Source organism: Acaryochloris thomasi RCC1774, from assembly GCF_003231495.1.
Lineage (GTDB): Bacteria > Cyanobacteriota > Cyanobacteriia > Thermosynechococcales > Thermosynechococcaceae > RCC1774.
The window spans coordinates 31619-48949 of sequence record NZ_PQWO01000017.1; the positions used below are offsets into that span (position 1 = coordinate 31619).

Below are 17331 nucleotides of genomic sequence, written 5' to 3' on the forward strand. Positions count from 1 at the left end.
GGTAACGGCATGACCTTCATTGTGGCATAGTCCATCCCAGAAGCTGATAGGTAGAAATAACTCAGCATTCCTAGTCGCGAAGCTTTAAGAACTGAACACTGCACCGATACACTAACAAAAACAGCCCGGTGGATTTATGACACTGTCAATCGCCCATTTAGGTCCTCCTGGAACCTATGCTGAGCAAGCCGCACTCGCCTATCTAGACTTACATTCCACGCCGTCTACGACATTGCGTCCCTATGCCAGTATTGCCCGTACAATCCAGTCAACCGCCCAGGGAGAGACCCATCTAACGATTGCTCCCATCGAAAATTCAATTGAGGGTAGCGTTGCCACAACACTAGACACTTTATGGCAATGCTCCGACCTCCAAATTCGTCAGGCTTTGGTCTTACCCATCAGACACGTATTGATTGCTCAAACTCCTAATCTGCAAAAAATTAAAGCAGTTTACTCACATCCTCAAGCGTTGGGGCAATGCCAAAGATGGCTAGCCACTAACCTGCCTCAAACAACTGCGATTGCGACCAACTCGACAACAGAAGCTCTCCAATACGTCCAGGCAGATCCGTCAGCCGCGGCTATTTCTTCTGAGCGGGCAGCCCAGCTCTATGAGCTACCTATCGTTCAACGCACCATTCAAGACCACCCAGATAACTGCACGCGTTTTTGGGTAATCAATCAGCAAAAAACTGCAGACCTACCTCCCGTGATTGAAACAGATCAAACTTACACCTCACTTGCTTTCAGCTTGCCCGCCAACCAACCAGGAGCACTACTCAAAACCCTCCAGATATTTGCAGAGCGCAGTATCAACTTGAGCCGCATCGAATCTCGACCCAGCCGACGATCAATGGGGGACTACGTATTTTTTATTGACGCAGAAATCAGTGCGGAGCAAACCACTTTCCACTCTGCTTTGGAGCAGCTTCAAGCATCAACAGAGGTGCTGAAAAGTTTTGGGAGCTACCCGCTAGTCACGATCAGCTAAGAATTGAGCGTATCCTTCAAAACCGTTCGGGCTGCCAAATGATTCCGTGTGGATGTCAGAATTTCGGTCTCTCGCTCTAGCCGCAGTTGTGTGTCCTGCATCTCTAAAAGAGCCTGCTGTTCAGGCGCTGCTCCATGAAATTTGCTAGCGACCCAGTAGGACAGCTGAGTGGCCTGTTCAGGAATATCATCAGGAAGTTCAGTTTCTTGATCTGTGAGCTTATCCGACAAACCCACAACATCTTTAAATAGCTGCTTAACGTCAGAGGCTAACGGCTGTAGATCCGTTTGCGTTGACGTATCCCCAATCCATTCAACTAAACCCACTCGATAGGGCTTATCTCGCACATAATCAAGTACACGAAACCGCTGTTGACCGAGACAAAGAACCATCATCCGGTCATCAGGAAGACGCTCATAGCGAATGACTTCAGCACAGCAACCAACGGCTGCAGCTTGCCCCTGCTCTGGGTCCCACATGAGGACACCGAACCGATGATCGCTCTCTAGGATCGTGTTCATCATGATCCGATAGCGAAACTCAAAAATATGAAGAGGCAGGGGACAGTTGGGGAATAGAACAACCTCAGGAAGAGGAAAGAGAGGAAGTTCTCTAACTGCGAGCGAAGAAGGAAAAGCCATTGCCGAAATGCAGATATGTTGACGCGTTGAAAATTAGTATTTCTTACTCTAGCCCATCTAGCTTAGTAAGTCTCAGGAAGAACAACTGAGTTCCTCCCTAATTAACGTCCTAACTCAGTTTCTGCCGATCTTTCCGCCGTTTCGACTACCGCAACAAGAGACCTAGAGCTTGACTTCAATATCGACTCCGGCAGGCAGATCTAGCTTCATGAGTGCATCAATTGTCTTGGGTGAAGGCTGATAGATATCAACGATGCGGCGATGGGTTCGGGTCTCAAAATGCTCTCTAGCATCTTTATCAACGTGAGGTGATGTAAGCACACAGTAGATGCGACGGCGGGTAGGCAAGGGGATAGGACCAACAGGCGACGCATTCGTACGCTTTGCCGTTTCGACAATTTTGTCGCAGGAGGTATCAAGAAGTCTGTGGTCAAAAGCTTTTAGTCGAATCCGGATTTTCTGCTGATCTAAGGTTGCCATAGGTCTGTTCTCTTTTATTTTCTAGGTTCAGGGGAAAACACGGGATTGTGCCTCCCAATAATTTTTGGCCTGATGCGATTAAGACAAAAAGAAGCTGCTGGACAGGTTCCAGCAGCTCTCTTCAGTACCTGGTTTTAAGCGAGGATTTTGGAGACAACGCCAGCACCAACAGTACGACCACCTTCACGAATCGCAAAGCGCATTCCTTGCTCAATGGCGATGGGGTTGATCAGATCAACTGTCATTTTGATGCGGTCACCGGGCATGACCATTTCAGCCGAGCTACCATCATCAGCCGTAAAAGCATCAATGGTTCCGGTTACGTCAGTTGTACGAACGTAGAACTGGGGACGATAACCAGGGAAGAAAGGCGTATGACGGCCACCCTCATCTTTCTTGAGGATGTAGACCTCAGACTCAAACTTGGTGTGAGGCGTAATCGAACCAGGCTTGGAAATAACCATGCCCCGCTCAATATCTTCTTTTTGAACACCGCGAAGGAGTAGGCCTACATTGTCGCCAGCCATCCCTTGATCCAGAGTCTTCTGGAACATTTCTACGCCCGTAACGGTAGTAGAGTTTGTATCCTTGATGCCCACGATTTCCACAGTTTCGCCAACATTGACGACGCCGCGCTCGATTCGACCTGTGGCAACGGTTCCTCGACCTGTAATTGAGAAAACGTCTTCAACAGCCATCAGCAATGGCTTGTCAACGTCACGTTCAGGTGTAGGAACGTAGGCATCCACTTCGTCCATGAGGGCTAAAATCTTATCAACCCACTTGTCATCACCCTTTTTAAGGTCAGTTTTTGACGTGAGGGCTTCCACTGCGTTGAGGGCAGAACCTACAACGATGGGGATATCATCGCCAGGGAAGTCATATTCAGAGAGCAGTTCACGAACTTCTAGTTCGACTAGCTCTAACAGCTCTTCGTCGTCAACCTGATCTTCTTTGTTCAAGAAAACAACGAGGCTAGGGACACCGACCTGCTTGGCGAGCAGGATGTGCTCACGGGTCTGGGGCATAGGACCATCGGCAGCGGAGCAAACCAGAATCGCACCGTCCATCTGAGCTGCGCCTGTGATCATGTTTTTGACATAATCAGCGTGTCCAGGACAGTCAACATGAGCGTAGTGACGACCATCGGTCTCGTACTCAACGTGGGCGGTATTGATGGTAATCCCGCGAGCTTTTTCCTCAGGGGCAGCATCAATTTCGTCATATTTTCTGACTTTCGCATTACCCTCTGCTGCCAGAGACATAGTAATGGCTGCTGTCAGTGTTGTTTTACCGTGGTCAACGTGACCAATGGTGCCAATGTTGACGTGAGGTTTGTTTCTTTCAAACTTTGCGCGTGCCATGAATCAACTATTCCTTTTCAATGATCTATGCGTACCCTTTGTTTTTTTCGATGATTGGTTCAGCCGCACTCCGAGGTACTTCATCATAACAGCTAAACTCCATAGAAAAGATACCTCGACCTTGGGTCATAGACCGGATATCCGTGGCATACCCAAACATGGTTGCCAAAGGAACTTTGGTTGTGACCTTAGACAGCCCTTGGGTCACTTCCTGTCCTTCAATTTGGCCCCTGCGAGAGATTAAATCTCCCATGACAGGCCCCAAAAACTCTTCGGGGACTTCGACCTCAGTTTTCATCATCGGCTCTAAAAGAGCGGGTGATGCTTTGAGGGCACCTTCTCGAATGGCCATGGAACCGGCAATCTTGAAGGCAATCTCTGAAGAGTCCACATCGTGATACGACCCATCAATCAGGGTCACTCTGACATCTATAAGAGGATAACCCGCTAAGACACCAGATTCACAAGCTTCTTTCATACCCTGCTCTGCAGGTTTAATAAATTCCTGGGGAATTGCTCCCCCTGTAATCTTGGATGTAAACTCAAAGCCTGTCCCTGGCTCGCCCGGCTCGAGCTGAATCACAACGTGGCCATATTGACCTTTGCCGCCGCTCTGACGCACAAATTTTCCTTCCGCTTCTACAGCTTTGCGGATGGTCTCGCGATAGGCGACCTGTGGCGCACCAATATTAGCCTGTACTTTAAATTCCCGCAGCATCCGATCAATCAAGATTTCAAGGTGGAGTTCACCCATCCCTGCAATCACGGTCTGATTGGTTTCGGGATCGATACTGACTTGGAAGGTCGGATCTTCCTGAGACAAGGACTGCAGCGCTTTGGAGAGCTTGTCCATATCCTGGGTTGTTTTAGGCTCAACGGCCACCGAAATAACGGGTTCAGGGATGAAAAGAGATTCCAGGATGATTGGAGATTTGGAATCGCACAGTGTTTCGCCTGTGAAGGTGTCTTTGAGACCGAGAGCTGCACCTAGATCGCCTGCCCGGAGTTCATCGACTTCGATACGATCGTCTGCCTTCATGATGATCAAGCGAGCAATCCGCTCTTTTTTATTTTTGGTTGGGTTGAGGACGTAGCTGCCTTTCGTTAAGACACCAGAATAAACCCTGAGGAAGGTGAGGCGACCGTAGGGATCAGTCATGACTTTGAAGGCTAGGGCCGACAGCGGTGCATTGTCGTCAGCAGGACGCTCGGCTTCACTCCCGTCTTCTAAGTGCCCCTGAATGGCGGGAACTTCTATGGGGGAGGGCATGTAATCAATGACGGCATCTAGCAGGAGCTGCACACCTTTATTCTTAAAGGCAGAACCACACAGCATGGGAATCATGGTGCCTGCAATGGCACCTTTTCTCAGCGCCACGGTAATCTCCTCTTCAGAGAGTGCTTCACCTTCTAAATACTTTTCCATCAACGTATCGTCGGCTTCAGCGACGCTCTCCACCAGACGGGTGCGATAGTCTTCAGCTTGATCTTTGACTTCGGCGGGAATCTCTGTCTCTTGAATATCGGTGCCTTCATCGTTGTTGTAGATGAAGGCTTTCATTCTGACGAGGTCAACGATTCCGCGAAAGTTGTCTTCGCTACCGATGGGAATTTGAGTTGCGATCGCATTTCCTCTCAGCCGCTCACGGATCTGATCGTAAACTTTGAAGAAATCGGCTCCCGTGCGGTCCATTTTGTTGACGAACACAACCCGAGGTACTGAATAACGCTCAGCCTGTCGCCACACCGTCTCTGACTGGGGCTGCACTCCTCCCACAGAGCAAAACACAGCAATCACGCCATCTAACACGCGCATCGAGCGCTCCACCTCAATGGTGAAGTCAACGTGTCCCGGCGTATCAATGATATTGATGTGGTGGTCTTTCCAAGTTGTTGAAATAGCCGCAGCTGTGATCGTGATTCCCCGCTCTCGCTCCTGATCCATCCAGTCCGTCACGGTGTTGCCATCGTGAACCTCTCCCACCTTGTGAACCACGCCGGAATAGAACAGAATACGCTCTGTTGTTGTCGTTTTGCCCGCATCAATATGAGCAGCAATTCCGATATTACGTATTTTTTCGAGGGGGATGGACCTTGCCACAGCTCTCTCCTTACGTCTGAGCAAGCTAACTTACCCAGGCTCCACTGGATCTTTCAATCAACTGATGCCTGTCCTCAATCCGCTTTAATAGCGATAGTGAGCGAAGGCCTTATTTGCTTCAGCCATGCGATGCGTCTCTTCTCGTTTGCGAATTGCACCACCGGTCTCATTGGCTGCATCGATTAGCTCATTAGCTAACTTACTAACCATCGAGCGACCTCCACGCTGACGCGAGAAAGAAACCAACCAACGTAACGCAAGCGCAATACCACGTTCAGAGCGAACCTCCATGGGCACCTGATAGGTTGCACCACCCACCCGTCGAGCCTTGACTTCAACCAGTGGCGTCGCATTCCGCACCGCCGTCTCAAAGACCTCAAGGGGGTCTTGATTGGTGCGCTCTTCGATGACTTTCATGGCGTCATAGAGGAGGCGCGAGGCAACCGACTTTTTGCCACTTGTCATCAGACGACGAATAGTCATGCTGACCAATCGACTGTTGTAAACAGAATCAGGTGGGACGGGACGCTTTTGGACGCGAATACGACGAGACATGGAGACCTACTTTAATCTTTCAGGACAATGATTGAACAACTAACCCATAGAAGAGGGCTAGAATTCGATGGAATTAATCTCAGAGCCTATTTCCAGACCTTTTCCCAGGACTCGAAACATCTATCTTGACGGGCAAGCAATGCTTACTTCTCTGGCTTAGGCTTCTTAGCACCATATTTAGAACGGCTCTGACGGCGATCCTTCACGCCGGCTGTATCCAAGGTGCCTCGGATAATGTGGTAGCGCACACCTGGCAGGTCCTTAACACGACCACCACGAATCATCACAACCGAGTGTTCCTGAAGGTTATGTCCAATCCCTGGGATGTAAGCTGTCACCTCAAAACCGGAGGTGAGACGAACCCTAGCAACCTTTCTCAAAGCTGAGTTTGGCTTTTTGGGTGTTGTAGTGTAAACCCGTGTGCAGACGCCCCGGCGCTGGGGACAGCTTTTCAAAGCTGGAGATTTCGTCTTCTTCAGGATTTCTTGCCGTTGATTACGGATTAATTGCTGAATTGTGGGCATGGATTAATATCGAAGCAAGCGTATGCTCAGTAGTGATTATTTTACCAAACCCTGACTATATCGCCTGCCAATTACAACTGTCAAATGTCGAGTTGTTAATTTCCGAGCCATCTACTCAATGGCTTCTTATACAACGCAGTGACTTCATATGATACAAGGACTGAGCAGCAAAAAAAAGTACAAGACATGAGCATTTTTATCTCTAACGCTCGTGTCTTGTACTGATATCAATGAATTATCAATGGGACAACGCCTCGACTCTACCCAAACAGAATCGCTGTAGAGTATCGCCGAAGATCAACGGTCTCTTGAAATTACATATTGAGACCGGGCAGATCAAGCCCGCCGGTCAAATCTTCCATCCGCTCTCGCATGGTATCTGTTGATTTGACGTAGGCATCTTTCATCGCAGCGGCGACCAGATCAGAGAGAACTTCAGCACCTTCTTCAATGGCCGCTGGAGAAATTTCTACTCGAAGGGGTTCTTGGTTACCACTCATGAAAACTTTGACCATGCCGCCACCGGATTCGCCTCCGATTTCCATAGCCTCTAGGTCTTCCTGCAGCTGCTTGGCACCTTCTTGAACCTGCTGTGCTTTCTTAATGGCTTCAGCCAGCTCTTTCATTTTGCCGAGACCGAAACCAAAACCTTGTCCTTGTCCTTCTGCCATATTTCCTAGCTTTAATCTATAGATGGGTATTGACGATTTCGAGATCTAGGCCGTACGGCACAGACTCTCTTCATGATACTGGGATATCTCTACGCAACCTCAAAGAATTCTCCTAACATCTTGACTTCTGGATGCAGAGAGAGAGACCATTCTTGCTCAACGCGATGCTGAACATGGCGAATCAAGTTGAAGATATCACTTGCCGTAGCATGCCCACAATTCAGAATAAAGTTGGCATGTTTCTGCGCAACCTGAGCGCCACCAAGTTGGTAGCCCTTCAGCCCCGCCTGCTCAATGAGCCACCCTGCAGAGCGCGGTAGGGGATTTCGAAAGACGCTGCCACAGCTTGGCCAGTCGTAGGGCTGGGTATTGAGGCGATGGCTGAGGTGAGTCTGGGTGGTGGTCTGCACAACCTTAGGATCTGCACCTGGCTGCAGCTGCAGCACGGCGCGAATCAGAGGACGTCTATCTTGCTGCAGGATAGATGAGCGGTAGGTATAGTTGAGGGCTGATGCGGGCAAAATTTCAATAGAGCCGTCGGGATTGAGAACGTGGGCCTCAACTAAGTTGTCAGCGGTGCAGCCGCCGTGGGCACCGGCATTCATCACCACGGCTCCACCCACGGTCCCGGGGATTCCAACCGCCCATTCTAGACCGGCCCAGCCTTTGCGCGCGGCTTGTTTGGCAAGCTTGGGGAGAGGTTTGCCGGCTTCAACCGTGATTCGCCCGGTTTGCTCATCAAAGTTGTGATGCTTGAGAAAACGCGTAGAGATAATTAAGCCAGGTAATCCCTGATCGCTAATGAGTAGGTTAGACCCTGCCCCCAGCAAGGTAGCAGAGATATTATTCTCAACGGCCCATACATAGCTGGCCTGCAGATCTTCAACGGACTGCGGTGCAACAAACCATTCAGCAGGACCACCGACCTTGAAAGTTGTTAGATCTGACAGAGTGAACTGCGTCTGAATCTCGCTGCCAGAGGGTAGGTTAATGAGCATCGGAGTCATGGTAGCGCTACCCTATCTAAGGAATCCGCTGCTTTAGCTTGGAAATGGGAAAGAACATCAGGAATAATTCTGTTCAAGTTTCCCGCCCCTAAGAACATGACGAGATCACCAGAGCAAAGATTCTGACAAAGATAGTTTGTAACATTTGTAAGCTCGGGCTGGTAGCACACGGTACCTGAATGATGAGCAGCAATTTTTGCCGTCACCTGTTCGCCATCGATCAGGCCAGAATCCTCTTCACCTGCACTATAAATGTCGGTCACAAGGACGACGTCAGCGTCGCTAAAGGCTTGGCTAAATTCTTCTAGAAAAGTGTGGGTCCGGCTGAAGCGATGGGGCTGGAAGACGGCGATTACGCGCTTATAGATGGGGGCTGGTGCTGACTGTGACGGCTGTACCTGCAGTCGCGCTGAAGCCAGAGTCGCCGTGATTTCACTAGGATGGTGGGCATAGTCATCAATGAAGCAGATTCCTTGGGCTTCGCCGCGATGTTCAAACCGTCGTCTGGCCCCTTCGAAGCTAGCCATAGCATTAGCAATGGTGGGAAAGTCTAGGTTGAGTTGACGTGCGATCGCAACTGCAGCCAGCGCATTACTCAGATTATGCTCTCCCAGCAAATTGAGATGCATCTCTCCCAATAACTCTCCCTTTTCCAGGACTTGTGCAACTGTCCCAGAGGCCGTATAGATCACCTGTCGCACAGAATAATCAGCCCCGACCTCTTCGTTGAGGCTGTAGGTCAAAATTTCTTTTGTGGAATTTGCCGGAATCAGACGTTCACGAATATTTGGGCAATCAATACACACAATCAAACATTGGCAGTGGTTGACAAAAGCCTGAAAAATCTCGAGTACCTGATCCAGCGTCGTATAGTGATCAGGATGATCGAGCTCAATATTCGTAATCACACCCATTTTTGGAGAAAACTTGACGAGCGACCCATCGGACTCATCGGCCTCAGCAACCAAGTAAGGACTATTACCCACCCGAGCATTACCATTCCAGGCCGCCACCTCTCCACCCACCACAATTGAAGGATCTAACCGCCCCTCTAAGAGAACGTAGCCCAACAAACTGCTAGTCGTCGTCTTACCATGCGTTCCAGCCACAGCAATACCGCAGGGCGTTTCCTTAATTAAGGCCGCTAGTACATCTGAACGATGAAAGATCGGGCAACCTAACTCCACTGCTGCCCGATACTCGGGATTATCAGCATGAATCGCGGTTGAACAAACGACTTGAGGCAGAACGGGAGAGGCATCCTGACTCTTTTGATTTGCCTCGGCCTGTGACGCTAGAAGTTGAGTGAGATTACCCGCATCCTGCCGCCAAAAAATCTGAGCACCCAGTGCCTGTAGCTTCTGAGTAATGCTACTCTGACGGACATCCGAGCCAGAAATGGGTAAATTTCGCTGAACCAGCACGTGAGCAAGGGCCGACATTCCGATGCCGCCAATCCCGATAAAGTGGACTGGTCGACCAGTTAAATCAACGGAATCAGGCATCTCTTCAGCTTTACTCCTTCACGCATCACACTGGATTACACGCGACATCATAGCAGGAATCCACTGAGATCTCGGTAGATTCTAAGCCTTACCCCCAGATGGCTCTACATTTGCTTAATCTTTGCCCAAAACATTGATTAACGGTCGGAGCCTAGCTCGCCAGTAGAACACGTGTTTTAACCAGAGTGTGCGGGATTGTCGGATTTGTGTCAACACAAATTTTCGTAAAGCAGGATGAAGCTTTGCCTGTATGCTAGAGACCCACATTCTATCCGTAATGTTGCTGGCGTTATCCCCCTAAAAACGGATGCTCGCCCTATCGCTAAAGGCTCTCCACCTATAGATGAGTCTCTCCTCTCAAACCCTCAATAATATTCGCGTTGTCTTGGTTGAACCTGCTGGGGCAGCCAATGTAGGCTCCGTGGCCCGAGTCATGAAGAACATGGGGCTGCAGCACCTTACCTTTGTAAACCCTCAATGCGATCCCCTGGGGCAAGAGGCCCAATGGATGGCAGTTCATGCTAAAGACTTACTTGAATCAGCTCAGCAAGTTGCAACTTTACCAGAGGCCCTTTCGGGTTGCCAGCGAGCAATCGCCACAACAGCCCGGAGCCAGCGTCATTTAGCTATTGAGCCGCATCCACCTCGCACCGTGCTGCCGTGGCTGTTAGATTGCCCGTCAGCCCTTATTTTTGGTCCAGAGGATCGAGGCTTAAGCAACCAGGAATTGAACTATGCCCAGCGATTTTTGTGCATTCCCACCAGCGATGAGTACAAAGCGCTCAACTTGGCTCAGGCCGTTGCAGTCTGTACCTATGAACTGCGTCAGGCGATCATTCATTCCGGTCCTGACCTTCCTGCACCTATAGTAGAACCGCACAACATCTTACCCCGCGACCATGTGCCTGCAACGCTTGATCAAATAGAAGCCCACTACGAGCAGCTAGAGGCACTCTTGTTGGAGGTTGGGTTTCTATACCCTCATACGGCCCAGGCACGGATGATGAAGCTGCGGCGATTGTTTAATCGAGCCAATCTCTCAGAATCAGAGGTTGCAATGCTGCGCGGTATTCATCGCCAGATTAGCTGGAAGCTGTCGCAAATTCGTTAAGATTTGGGTCTGCATTGTTCGAGAACCTTGGCAATATTGCCAAAAAACAGATACTTTGATACAGCCAGTACACAAGGCGCTAGAGTAGCAAGAACAATTTAGACCGGTTGTAGGATCGGTGAAATTCCTCTAGCAACTGTAGCGTGCTAGCATTCATGGCCGTATATTTTAGGTCGCTTAATCGAGGAGAATTCCCAGTGTTACAAAGCTCTGGACAAACATTAAGTTACCGAAAACGTCGATACCTTCTTAAACAGCGACGGCAGCGTGCCCATCAACGGTCTCGAACCGTTTCGTTCCATCGCAACACTCCATCTCCTCAGGGAAGCTCTCGAAACGTGGCCCATGGCATAGCGTCAAAGCGTCGCTCCCCGATGATTTCGTCTACGCCTTCATCACGGACAAGGTCGCCCCAGATAAAGCCTCTGCAAACAGCCACTGCTCCTCGCTTCACAATCGCTAGTCAATCAGCAGTGAATCGAAAACCTGTGGTGTCACCGGTGGTCGAGACCCGCACAAAAGCCATCCCATCTAAGCGAGCGCCGTTAAATTCCTCTCGCAATGAAACTTCTGCACAGCGTCCGATCCTTTACCCGGTTCGGCTCTTGGTGACAGGGTTAGGGGTAGGTGCGATCGCAGGCACAATTCTTGCCATTGTCGATCCAACGCCTAAGTCAACACTATCAACTCGCTCAACAGAGGTTTTATCTGTCCCGGAAGCCACAGTACAGGCGTTAGGCCCTTCAGGTTCTCCAAGTACACTTAACTCATCTATCAATGCAACCCTCGCAGAAGAGGCAAAGCAACCAAAAGTCAGCAAGCCACGACACCCCCAACAGCTAGCGCTCGATGCTCTGAAATCGGAAATTGGGCAAATGGCGGCGGCCCAAAAGGGTTTGACGCCAGGCATGTACTTCCTGAATGCAGACACAGGCGCAACTCTTGATATTGCTGGAGACCAAGCTTTTTCTGCGGCCAGCACTATCAAGGTACCTGTACTGCTGGCCTTCTTCCAGGCGATTGATGCGGGTGAAGTTAACCTTGACGATAAGCTGGTCATGCGTCCTGATCTGATTGCAACAGAGTCAGGGACGATGCAGTATCAGCCCCCCGGGACTGAGTTCAGCGCCCTGGAAACAGCGCAGAAAATGATCACCATCAGCGACAATACTGCGACCAATATGCTGATTGATTTACTGGGTGGCGCAGATCGTCTCAACCGCCAGTTCCGGGGGTGGGGGCTGAAGCATACTGAGATTCGTAATCCACTGCCTGATCTAGATGGGACAAACACCATAAGCCCTCAAGATTTATCTAACTTGATGCTGAAGCTAAGCCGTGGCGAGCTACTGTCTATCGAGAGTCGCGATCAGACACTCAAGATTATGCGCAACACGGTGACCAAAACGCTGCTGCCTCGGGGACTCGATTCAGCGGCCAGCATTGCTCATAAAACCGGAGATATTGGTTCAATTGTCGGAGATACAGGTCTAATCGAGATGCCCAACGGTCAACGGTATGTTGCAACCGTGATGGTTGAACGTCCCCATAATGATCCTCGGGCTCAGGAGCTGATTCGTAAGATTTCTCGCATGACCTACAAGGTGTTCAGTCAAAAAACTCAGCCAGAGCTACCCCAATAGGCATCTGCCGCTTCCATCGTGGCGTGGCCTGCAATACAACTGGGATGTTACGTTCATGACTTTGTCAGCGCCCATCAATCGCAATCGGTTACAAGAATACTCTGGGGGAGATATTGAGTTTGAGCAAGAACTCTTGGATCTATTCGTAACGGATGCACGGCAGCACCTGAACAGAATAGAAGATGCAGTTAACGGTATGTCTTCAGCAACAGGCTTACAGAGGAGTGACATCTCTCAAACGCTGGAGATTATTTATGAAGAAGCCCATCAACTCAAGGGGGCCAGCGGCAATATCGGTGCCGATGCCTTTCAAAGCATCGCGGCGCAGTTAGAACAGGATGCAAAGCAGGAATTAGCTGAGCGCTGTGAGCATCACCTAGCTGATCTAAAGCGTGTTTTTGTTGATCTAACCGATCAGGTCCAGGAATGGTCCAAGGTCTAGCCTGCAGCCCTGCATCAGATCCAATTTATAGAAAGGGTTTTCAAGTTTTGTCGCGCTCCAAAGTGATGGATCACAGGGCCAACCTCTACAATCAGAGTAAATATGTTGGGGTACTAACCGCTAGATGCGATTTATTGATCAGGCAGACATTCGAGTGCAAGGCGGCAAGGGGGGCGATGGAATGGTGGCCTTCCGGCGCGAGAAATATGTGCCAGCGGGCGGACCGGCAGGCGGCAATGGTGGGAAAGGTGGCTCCGTCATTTTGCAGGCTGTGTCGAACCTCCAGACTTTATTAGACTTCAAATATTCCCGGATCTTTGCAGCCCAGGATGGGCGAAAGGGAGGCCCCAAAAATTTGACGGGAGCGGGAGGAGATGATCTGAACGTCGAAGTTCCCTGCGGCACGGCGGTATACGATGTTGACTCGGGTGAACTACTTGGTGATCTGACAGAGGTCGATCAAACTTTGATCGTTGCCATCGGTGGCAAAGGGGGGCTGGGAAACAAGCATTTTCTGAGCAATCGAACCCGCGCCCCCGAACATTCGCTGCCTGGACTGTTGGGACAAGAGCGGAACCTCCGTTTAGAGCTGAAGCTGCTGGCAGATGTAGGTATCATTGGTCTACCCAATGCCGGGAAATCAACGCTGATAGCAGTGCTATCTGCAGCGCGTCCTAAAATTGCAGACTATCCGTTTACCACTTTGATCCCTAATTTAGGCGTTGTTCCTCACCCGAGCGGGGACGGAATTGTCTTTGCCGATATTCCAGGTCTAATCGCGGGTGCCCATGAAGGAACGGGCCTTGGGCATGACTTTCTTCGGCATGTCGAGCGAACCCGATTGTTAGTTCACCTGATTGATGCCACTGCGGAAGATCCGGTACGAGACTACCAAACAATCCAGAAAGAATTGCAGGCCTACAATCGTGACCTGGCCCAACGACACCAGATTGTGGTCTTAAATAAAGTCGATGCAATATTGCCTGAACAGTTGGGGCACACTCTGGAGCAAGTCCAGCAGGCAACAGCAACTCCTGTCCTGACGATTTCTGCTGTGGCGAAGACAGGCCTCGATCCTTTACTACAAAAGATCTGGTCACAACTTGAAGTCATTAAAAAATCCGTAACCACCAACATGAATGTCATTTCTTAGGTCAAAATAAACAGTAGAGTCAGCATAGGTTTATTTATTTTCGTATCGTTTTGAAGATTTATCGTTGTTTTAATCATTTTTGTACGCGATCTTGCCCGGTCGCAGCCTGATATTAGCGAATCAATATAGACTCCAGATTGGACCCTTAAGCATGCCAGACCTAAGCACCACTGAACAAAATAAACTGCTGCTCATTGATGATGATCCGAACCTTGTTTTATTGGTGAAAGATTATTTAGAGCTGCGGGGCTACGAAGTGGTCACCGCAAAGAATGGCCGCGAGGCATTGAGAGTTCTGGAGCAAAATTTGCCCAGTCTGATTATTTGCGATGTCATGATGCCAGAGATGGACGGCTATTCGTTTGTAAAGCGGGTTCGCGACAATCCTCAAACGAGCTGGTTACCGGTCTTATTTTTATCTGCAAAAGGACAAATTCAGGATCGAGTTACAGGTTTGAATACTGGGGCCGATGTTTACATGGTGAAGCCCTTCGAACCGGATGAATTAGTCGCTCAAATTGAGGCATCGCTGAAACAAACGGCGCGAATGCAGCAGCAACAGAATGCCCCCATTGAGGGTGAAGTCTCCATTAATGTTCCTTTTGATGTTGATTTGACACCGACAGAACAAAAGGTGATTCAGCTGGTGGCGAAGGGCATGTCAAACCGTGAAATTGCGGCAGGGTTAAGCGTGAGTCAGCGTACGGTTGAGAGTCACGTCAGCAATATGCTGGGCAAAACGGGACTCAACAACCGGACAGAGCTTGCTCGCTGGGCCATTGAACAACGCATGATCTAAGATGGGCGACGTTCCAGCCACAGTAGGCCAACCATCAAACCAAAAACACTGAGCTGCACCATTAGGTTAAAGAAGGTCGTGCTGAAGTCTTCTCCGGCTAGAAGCTTGAAGAAGAAGATGAAGCCTCCTAGCAAAGCAGAGGCGGCAAAGGCGATGTAGAAAAACTGCCTCAGGCCTCGGAAAGGTGCTTTGGCTTCAGCCCGCAGGCGCTCTAGGCGTTCTGGATCAAGGGAGTTTTTGGGGTTAGATGAGTTGGGATTTGTCATGCAGGTGCAGTCGGCTTTAGACGGGGTGGCAGGGGGACTAGAATACTAATCATATCAATCTGGCTCAAGTCTCACGTTTTAGTTTGAGCGTGTGGCTCATTCTCAGCAGGAGTTCCTATGCCTCAGCCTTCTCTTGAAACCGACCAAATGCCGGTGCCATTGCGGATTTTTGCAACACAACAGCTTTTGGGTGCTGAGCAGCTATCGGTCCTCTGTCAGCTTGAAACGTTTTTCCCTGAGGGACTGCAAGATCGTCATTGGTCGTACGATGAGCCAGATACTGATGTGCTAAACCTTCGGATTGATGCTCTGATGAAGACTTGGCGAGATAAGCGGCCTGAACAGGAACCCCCGGCTCCCGTTTGGAAATGCGATCGCAACTCAATCACCACTCACCCTCAACTCTTGCATTTACTCACCTGTCACGATCAGCTCTGGGAAGAAGCGATTGCCCATGATCTGAGCCTTCCGCAGTGGGTGGTTGCAGCCTGGTGGTGGGGCTGTGCTGCCGTTGTCTGCAATACCTCAGCGGAGAAGCTGGAGTTTGCGATCGCAGGGTGGCAGCAGCGCTATCGCTGTGCGGTTCTCTATCTTCAGTCCCCTGAGATGAAACAAGATCCCAAGCTTGTCGCAGAATATCAGGCCGACTTGAAATACAGCAGCTCAGCCCATATCCCTCAGACCGTCGATCTGGCTTGGGCCGCAAAAGATGATTTCAACTGGAAACATTGGCAGCTCCCCTCTGCTCTGCAGCCTTGGGGAAGTCGCGCCCAGTGGGGAAAAGAAGTCATGGCCCGGCCCCAGGCCTAGATTTTTGAGATGGGGCACGATTACTAGCTGTCAAGCGTCTAAATGTTGGATTGCATATATGTGGAAACTAGACAGTTTTGAAGTATTGGAGTGAATGGGTGCGTCGAGCAAAGTGGGTAAGATGGGGACAAGTCTTAGGATTATTTGCGATCGCACTTTCCCTAACGCTGATCGCCTGCAACAGCATTGCCCCCCCAACAGACCCCATCCCTACAGCAGCCCCGGCAAGCCCAGCCCCCATTCCAGAACCGACAGCATCGGCTCAGCCCCCAGCTCCACAGGTGAGTATTGAGCGATTGATGGGGCATATGGAAGCCCTCAATCATGAGCGATTTACAGAGGACGATCGCCGACGCACCCGTGACTACGCTTCAGAGGTTCTGCAAGCCGAGGGATGGGTGATCAGTGAACAAACCTTTGACACCGGCGTTAATCTTGTCGCCCAACGTCCCGATGCCGATCCCAGCGCAGAGAAAATCCTAGTCGCCGCCCACTATGACAGCGTTAGAGGATCTCCAGGCGCAGACGACAATGCCAGCGGCGTGGCCGCAGCGCTCGAAGTCGCCAGCATTTTAGGCAACCGCCCTACAAACCGGACGCTGCAGATTGTTCTCTTTGATCAAGAAGAAGCTCAATTAGTGGGCAGCTCCGCCTATGTCGAAGAAGCTCGCAATCTAGAAAATGTAGCAGGGGTTGTCGTTCTGGAAATGCTGGGCTATGCCTGCTATACAGAGGGATGCCAGCAACAACCCGCAGGCTTGTCCATCGCCACCCCCAGTAAAGTCGGTGACTTTCTCGCCGTCGTCGGAGACACCGAACATCGCCCACTGTTAGAAGCCTTTGAACGAACGGATGCCAATCTGCCCACTACCTTGACCCTACCGGTCCCCGCAAAAGGCCTACTGTCCCCCATGTTGCTGCTGAGCGACCACACCCCCTTTTGGTTCAAGAACGTGGGTGCCGTCATGGTCACAGATACCGCCTTCTTGCGGAATCCTCACTACCATCGCAGTAGCGACACCCCTGACACCTTCGACCGCGACTTTTTCCAGGGCGTAACGCAAATAGTCGCCAACGCCACCTCTGGCCTCTTAGCTGGACAAACCCCACTACTCACGCCTCGCCCTTAAGATCGCCCGTGATTATGAGAATTGGGCATCTTTATATTAATTTTTGATTCGGCTCTGCTCCATAGCTGCTTACCCTAGAAGGAGCATCGCTTATGACCTAATCCGCTCTATTGGATGAAAATCTTAGAACTTCTC

The 17331-nt window shown here is 50.3% G+C and carries 18 protein-coding genes; 8 read left to right on the forward strand and 10 right to left on the reverse strand.

The annotated features are described in order from the left end of the window. The first annotated feature begins 136 nt into the window (after positions 1–136). Positions 137–994, forward strand: a complete 858-nt coding sequence (pheA, locus tag C1752_RS21120) for a prephenate dehydratase (RefSeq protein WP_110988042.1) — start codon at positions 137–139, stop codon at positions 992–994. Here pheA and C1752_RS21125 read toward each other — a convergent pair. The 9 genes from C1752_RS21125 to murC form a co-directional block, all read right to left on the reverse strand. After that, on the reverse strand, positions 991–1635 hold the full coding sequence (locus C1752_RS21125; RefSeq protein WP_110988043.1) for an LON peptidase substrate-binding domain-containing protein: 645 nt from the start codon (positions 1633–1635) through the stop codon (positions 991–993). The genes pheA and C1752_RS21125 overlap by 4 nt on opposite strands. 162 nt (positions 1636–1797) lie before the next feature. Further along, entirely contained in the window at positions 1798–2115 is a 318-nt protein-coding gene (gene rpsJ, locus C1752_RS21130; protein WP_110988044.1) for a 30S ribosomal protein S10, read from the reverse strand. Positions 2116–2249: 134 nt separating this feature from the next. Next, positions 2250–3479 (reverse strand): elongation factor Tu, encoded by a 1230-nt coding sequence (gene tuf / locus C1752_RS21135; RefSeq protein WP_110988045.1) that lies wholly within the window; start codon positions 3477–3479, stop codon positions 2250–2252. 25 nt (positions 3480–3504) lie between these two features. Next, positions 3505–5580: an elongation factor G gene (gene fusA / locus C1752_RS21140; RefSeq protein ID WP_110988046.1), complete on the reverse strand. Its 2076-nt coding sequence runs from the start codon at positions 5578–5580 to the stop codon at positions 3505–3507. A gap of 84 nt (positions 5581–5664) precedes the next feature. After that, entirely contained in the window at positions 5665–6135 is a 471-nt protein-coding gene (gene rpsG / locus C1752_RS21145; protein WP_110988047.1) for a 30S ribosomal protein S7, read from the reverse strand. A gap of 143 nt (positions 6136–6278) precedes the next feature. Beyond that, complete coding sequence (gene rpsL, locus C1752_RS21150) at positions 6279–6659, reverse strand: 30S ribosomal protein S12 (RefSeq protein ID WP_110988048.1); 381 nt, start codon at positions 6657–6659, stop codon at positions 6279–6281. A gap of 314 nt (positions 6660–6973) precedes the next feature. After that, positions 6974–7330 (reverse strand): YbaB/EbfC family nucleoid-associated protein, encoded by a 357-nt coding sequence (locus C1752_RS21155; RefSeq protein WP_110988049.1) that lies wholly within the window; start codon positions 7328–7330, stop codon positions 6974–6976. An 89-nt stretch (positions 7331–7419) separates the two neighbouring features. Further along, entirely contained in the window at positions 7420–8337 is a 918-nt protein-coding gene (murB, locus tag C1752_RS21160) for a UDP-N-acetylmuramate dehydrogenase (protein ID WP_110988050.1), read from the reverse strand. Further along, positions 8334–9842 (reverse strand): UDP-N-acetylmuramate--L-alanine ligase, encoded by a 1509-nt coding sequence (murC, locus tag C1752_RS21165; RefSeq protein WP_110988051.1) that lies wholly within the window; start codon positions 9840–9842, stop codon positions 8334–8336. Before murC ends, murB begins: the two co-directional genes overlap by 4 nt. Before the next feature lie 343 nt (positions 9843–10185). Between murC and C1752_RS21170 the strand changes: the two genes are divergently transcribed. The 5 genes from C1752_RS21170 (at position 10186) to C1752_RS21190 (ending at position 14990) form a co-directional block, all read left to right on the forward strand. After that, positions 10186–10953 carry an RNA methyltransferase gene (locus C1752_RS21170; RefSeq protein WP_110988052.1) on the forward strand — a complete coding sequence of 256 codons (768 nt, stop codon included), beginning with the start codon at positions 10186–10188 and terminating at the stop codon, positions 10951–10953. Between the two features lie 473 nt (positions 10954–11426). Further along, positions 11427–12596: a serine hydrolase gene (locus tag C1752_RS29060; protein WP_233501794.1), complete on the forward strand. Its 1170-nt coding sequence runs from the start codon at positions 11427–11429 to the stop codon at positions 12594–12596. A gap of 55 nt (positions 12597–12651) precedes the next feature. Further along, entirely contained in the window at positions 12652–13038 is a 387-nt protein-coding gene (locus C1752_RS21180) for an Hpt domain-containing protein (protein WP_110988053.1), read from the forward strand. Positions 13039–13162: 124 nt separating this feature from the next. Beyond that, a complete protein-coding gene (gene obgE / locus C1752_RS21185) occupies positions 13163–14191 on the forward strand; it encodes a GTPase ObgE (protein WP_110988054.1) in 1029 nt (342 codons plus the stop codon). 151 nt (positions 14192–14342) lie between these two features. Further along, on the forward strand, positions 14343–14990 hold the full coding sequence (locus tag C1752_RS21190; RefSeq protein ID WP_110988055.1) for a response regulator transcription factor: 648 nt from the start codon (positions 14343–14345) through the stop codon (positions 14988–14990). On the opposite strand, the gene C1752_RS21195 is transcribed toward C1752_RS21190, so the two are convergent. After that, a complete protein-coding gene (locus C1752_RS21195; RefSeq protein ID WP_110988056.1) occupies positions 14987–15256 on the reverse strand; it encodes a DUF3493 domain-containing protein in 270 nt (89 codons plus the stop codon). The genes C1752_RS21190 and C1752_RS21195 overlap by 4 nt on opposite strands. Positions 15257–15373: 117 nt before the next feature. Here C1752_RS21195 and C1752_RS21200 point away from each other — a divergent pair, with 117 nt between their 5' ends. Continuing rightward, positions 15374–16066, forward strand: a complete 693-nt coding sequence (locus C1752_RS21200; protein ID WP_233501795.1) for a hypothetical protein — start codon at positions 15374–15376, stop codon at positions 16064–16066. Positions 16067–16164: 98 nt separating this feature from the next. After that, positions 16165–17196 carry a M28 family peptidase gene (locus C1752_RS21205; protein ID WP_110988057.1) on the forward strand — a complete coding sequence of 344 codons (1032 nt, stop codon included), beginning with the start codon at positions 16165–16167 and terminating at the stop codon, positions 17194–17196. Positions 17197–17331 lie beyond the last annotated feature (135 nt).

Excerpts from the sequence above, each read along its gene's own strand:
- pheA (WP_110988042.1), top strand. The coding sequence starts at position 137 with ATGACACTGTCAATCGCCCATTTAGGTCCTCCTGGAACCTATGCTGAG.
- C1752_RS21190 (WP_110988055.1), top strand. The coding sequence starts at position 14,343 with ATGCCAGACCTAAGCACCACTGAACAAAATAAACTGCTGCTCATTGAT.
- obgE (WP_110988054.1), top strand. The coding sequence starts at position 13,163 with ATGCGATTTATTGATCAGGCAGACATTCGAGTGCAAGGCGGCAAGGGG.
- C1752_RS21170 (WP_110988052.1), top strand. The coding sequence starts at position 10,186 with ATGAGTCTCTCCTCTCAAACCCTCAATAATATTCGCGTTGTCTTGGTT.
- rpsL (WP_110988048.1), bottom strand. The coding sequence starts at position 6,659 with ATGCCCACAATTCAGCAATTAATCCGTAATCAACGGCAAGAAATCCTG.
- rpsG (WP_110988047.1), bottom strand. The coding sequence starts at position 6,135 with ATGTCTCGTCGTATTCGCGTCCAAAAGCGTCCCGTCCCACCTGATTCT.
- C1752_RS21125 (WP_110988043.1), bottom strand. The coding sequence starts at position 1,635 with ATGGCTTTTCCTTCTTCGCTCGCAGTTAGAGAACTTCCTCTCTTTCCT.
- rpsJ (WP_110988044.1), bottom strand. The coding sequence starts at position 2,115 with ATGGCAACCTTAGATCAGCAGAAAATCCGGATTCGACTAAAAGCTTTT.
- tuf (WP_110988045.1), bottom strand. The coding sequence starts at position 3,479 with ATGGCACGCGCAAAGTTTGAAAGAAACAAACCTCACGTCAACATTGGC.
- C1752_RS21200 (WP_233501795.1), top strand. The coding sequence starts at position 15,374 with ATGCCTCAGCCTTCTCTTGAAACCGACCAAATGCCGGTGCCATTGCGG.
- murB (WP_110988050.1), bottom strand. The coding sequence starts at position 8,337 with ATGACTCCGATGCTCATTAACCTACCCTCTGGCAGCGAGATTCAGACG.
- C1752_RS21155 (WP_110988049.1), bottom strand. The coding sequence starts at position 7,330 with ATGGCAGAAGGACAAGGACAAGGTTTTGGTTTCGGTCTCGGCAAAATG.
- C1752_RS21195 (WP_110988056.1), bottom strand. The coding sequence starts at position 15,256 with ATGACAAATCCCAACTCATCTAACCCCAAAAACTCCCTTGATCCAGAA.
- C1752_RS21180 (WP_110988053.1), top strand. The coding sequence starts at position 12,652 with ATGACTTTGTCAGCGCCCATCAATCGCAATCGGTTACAAGAATACTCT.
- murC (WP_110988051.1), bottom strand. The coding sequence starts at position 9,842 with ATGCCTGATTCCGTTGATTTAACTGGTCGACCAGTCCACTTTATCGGG.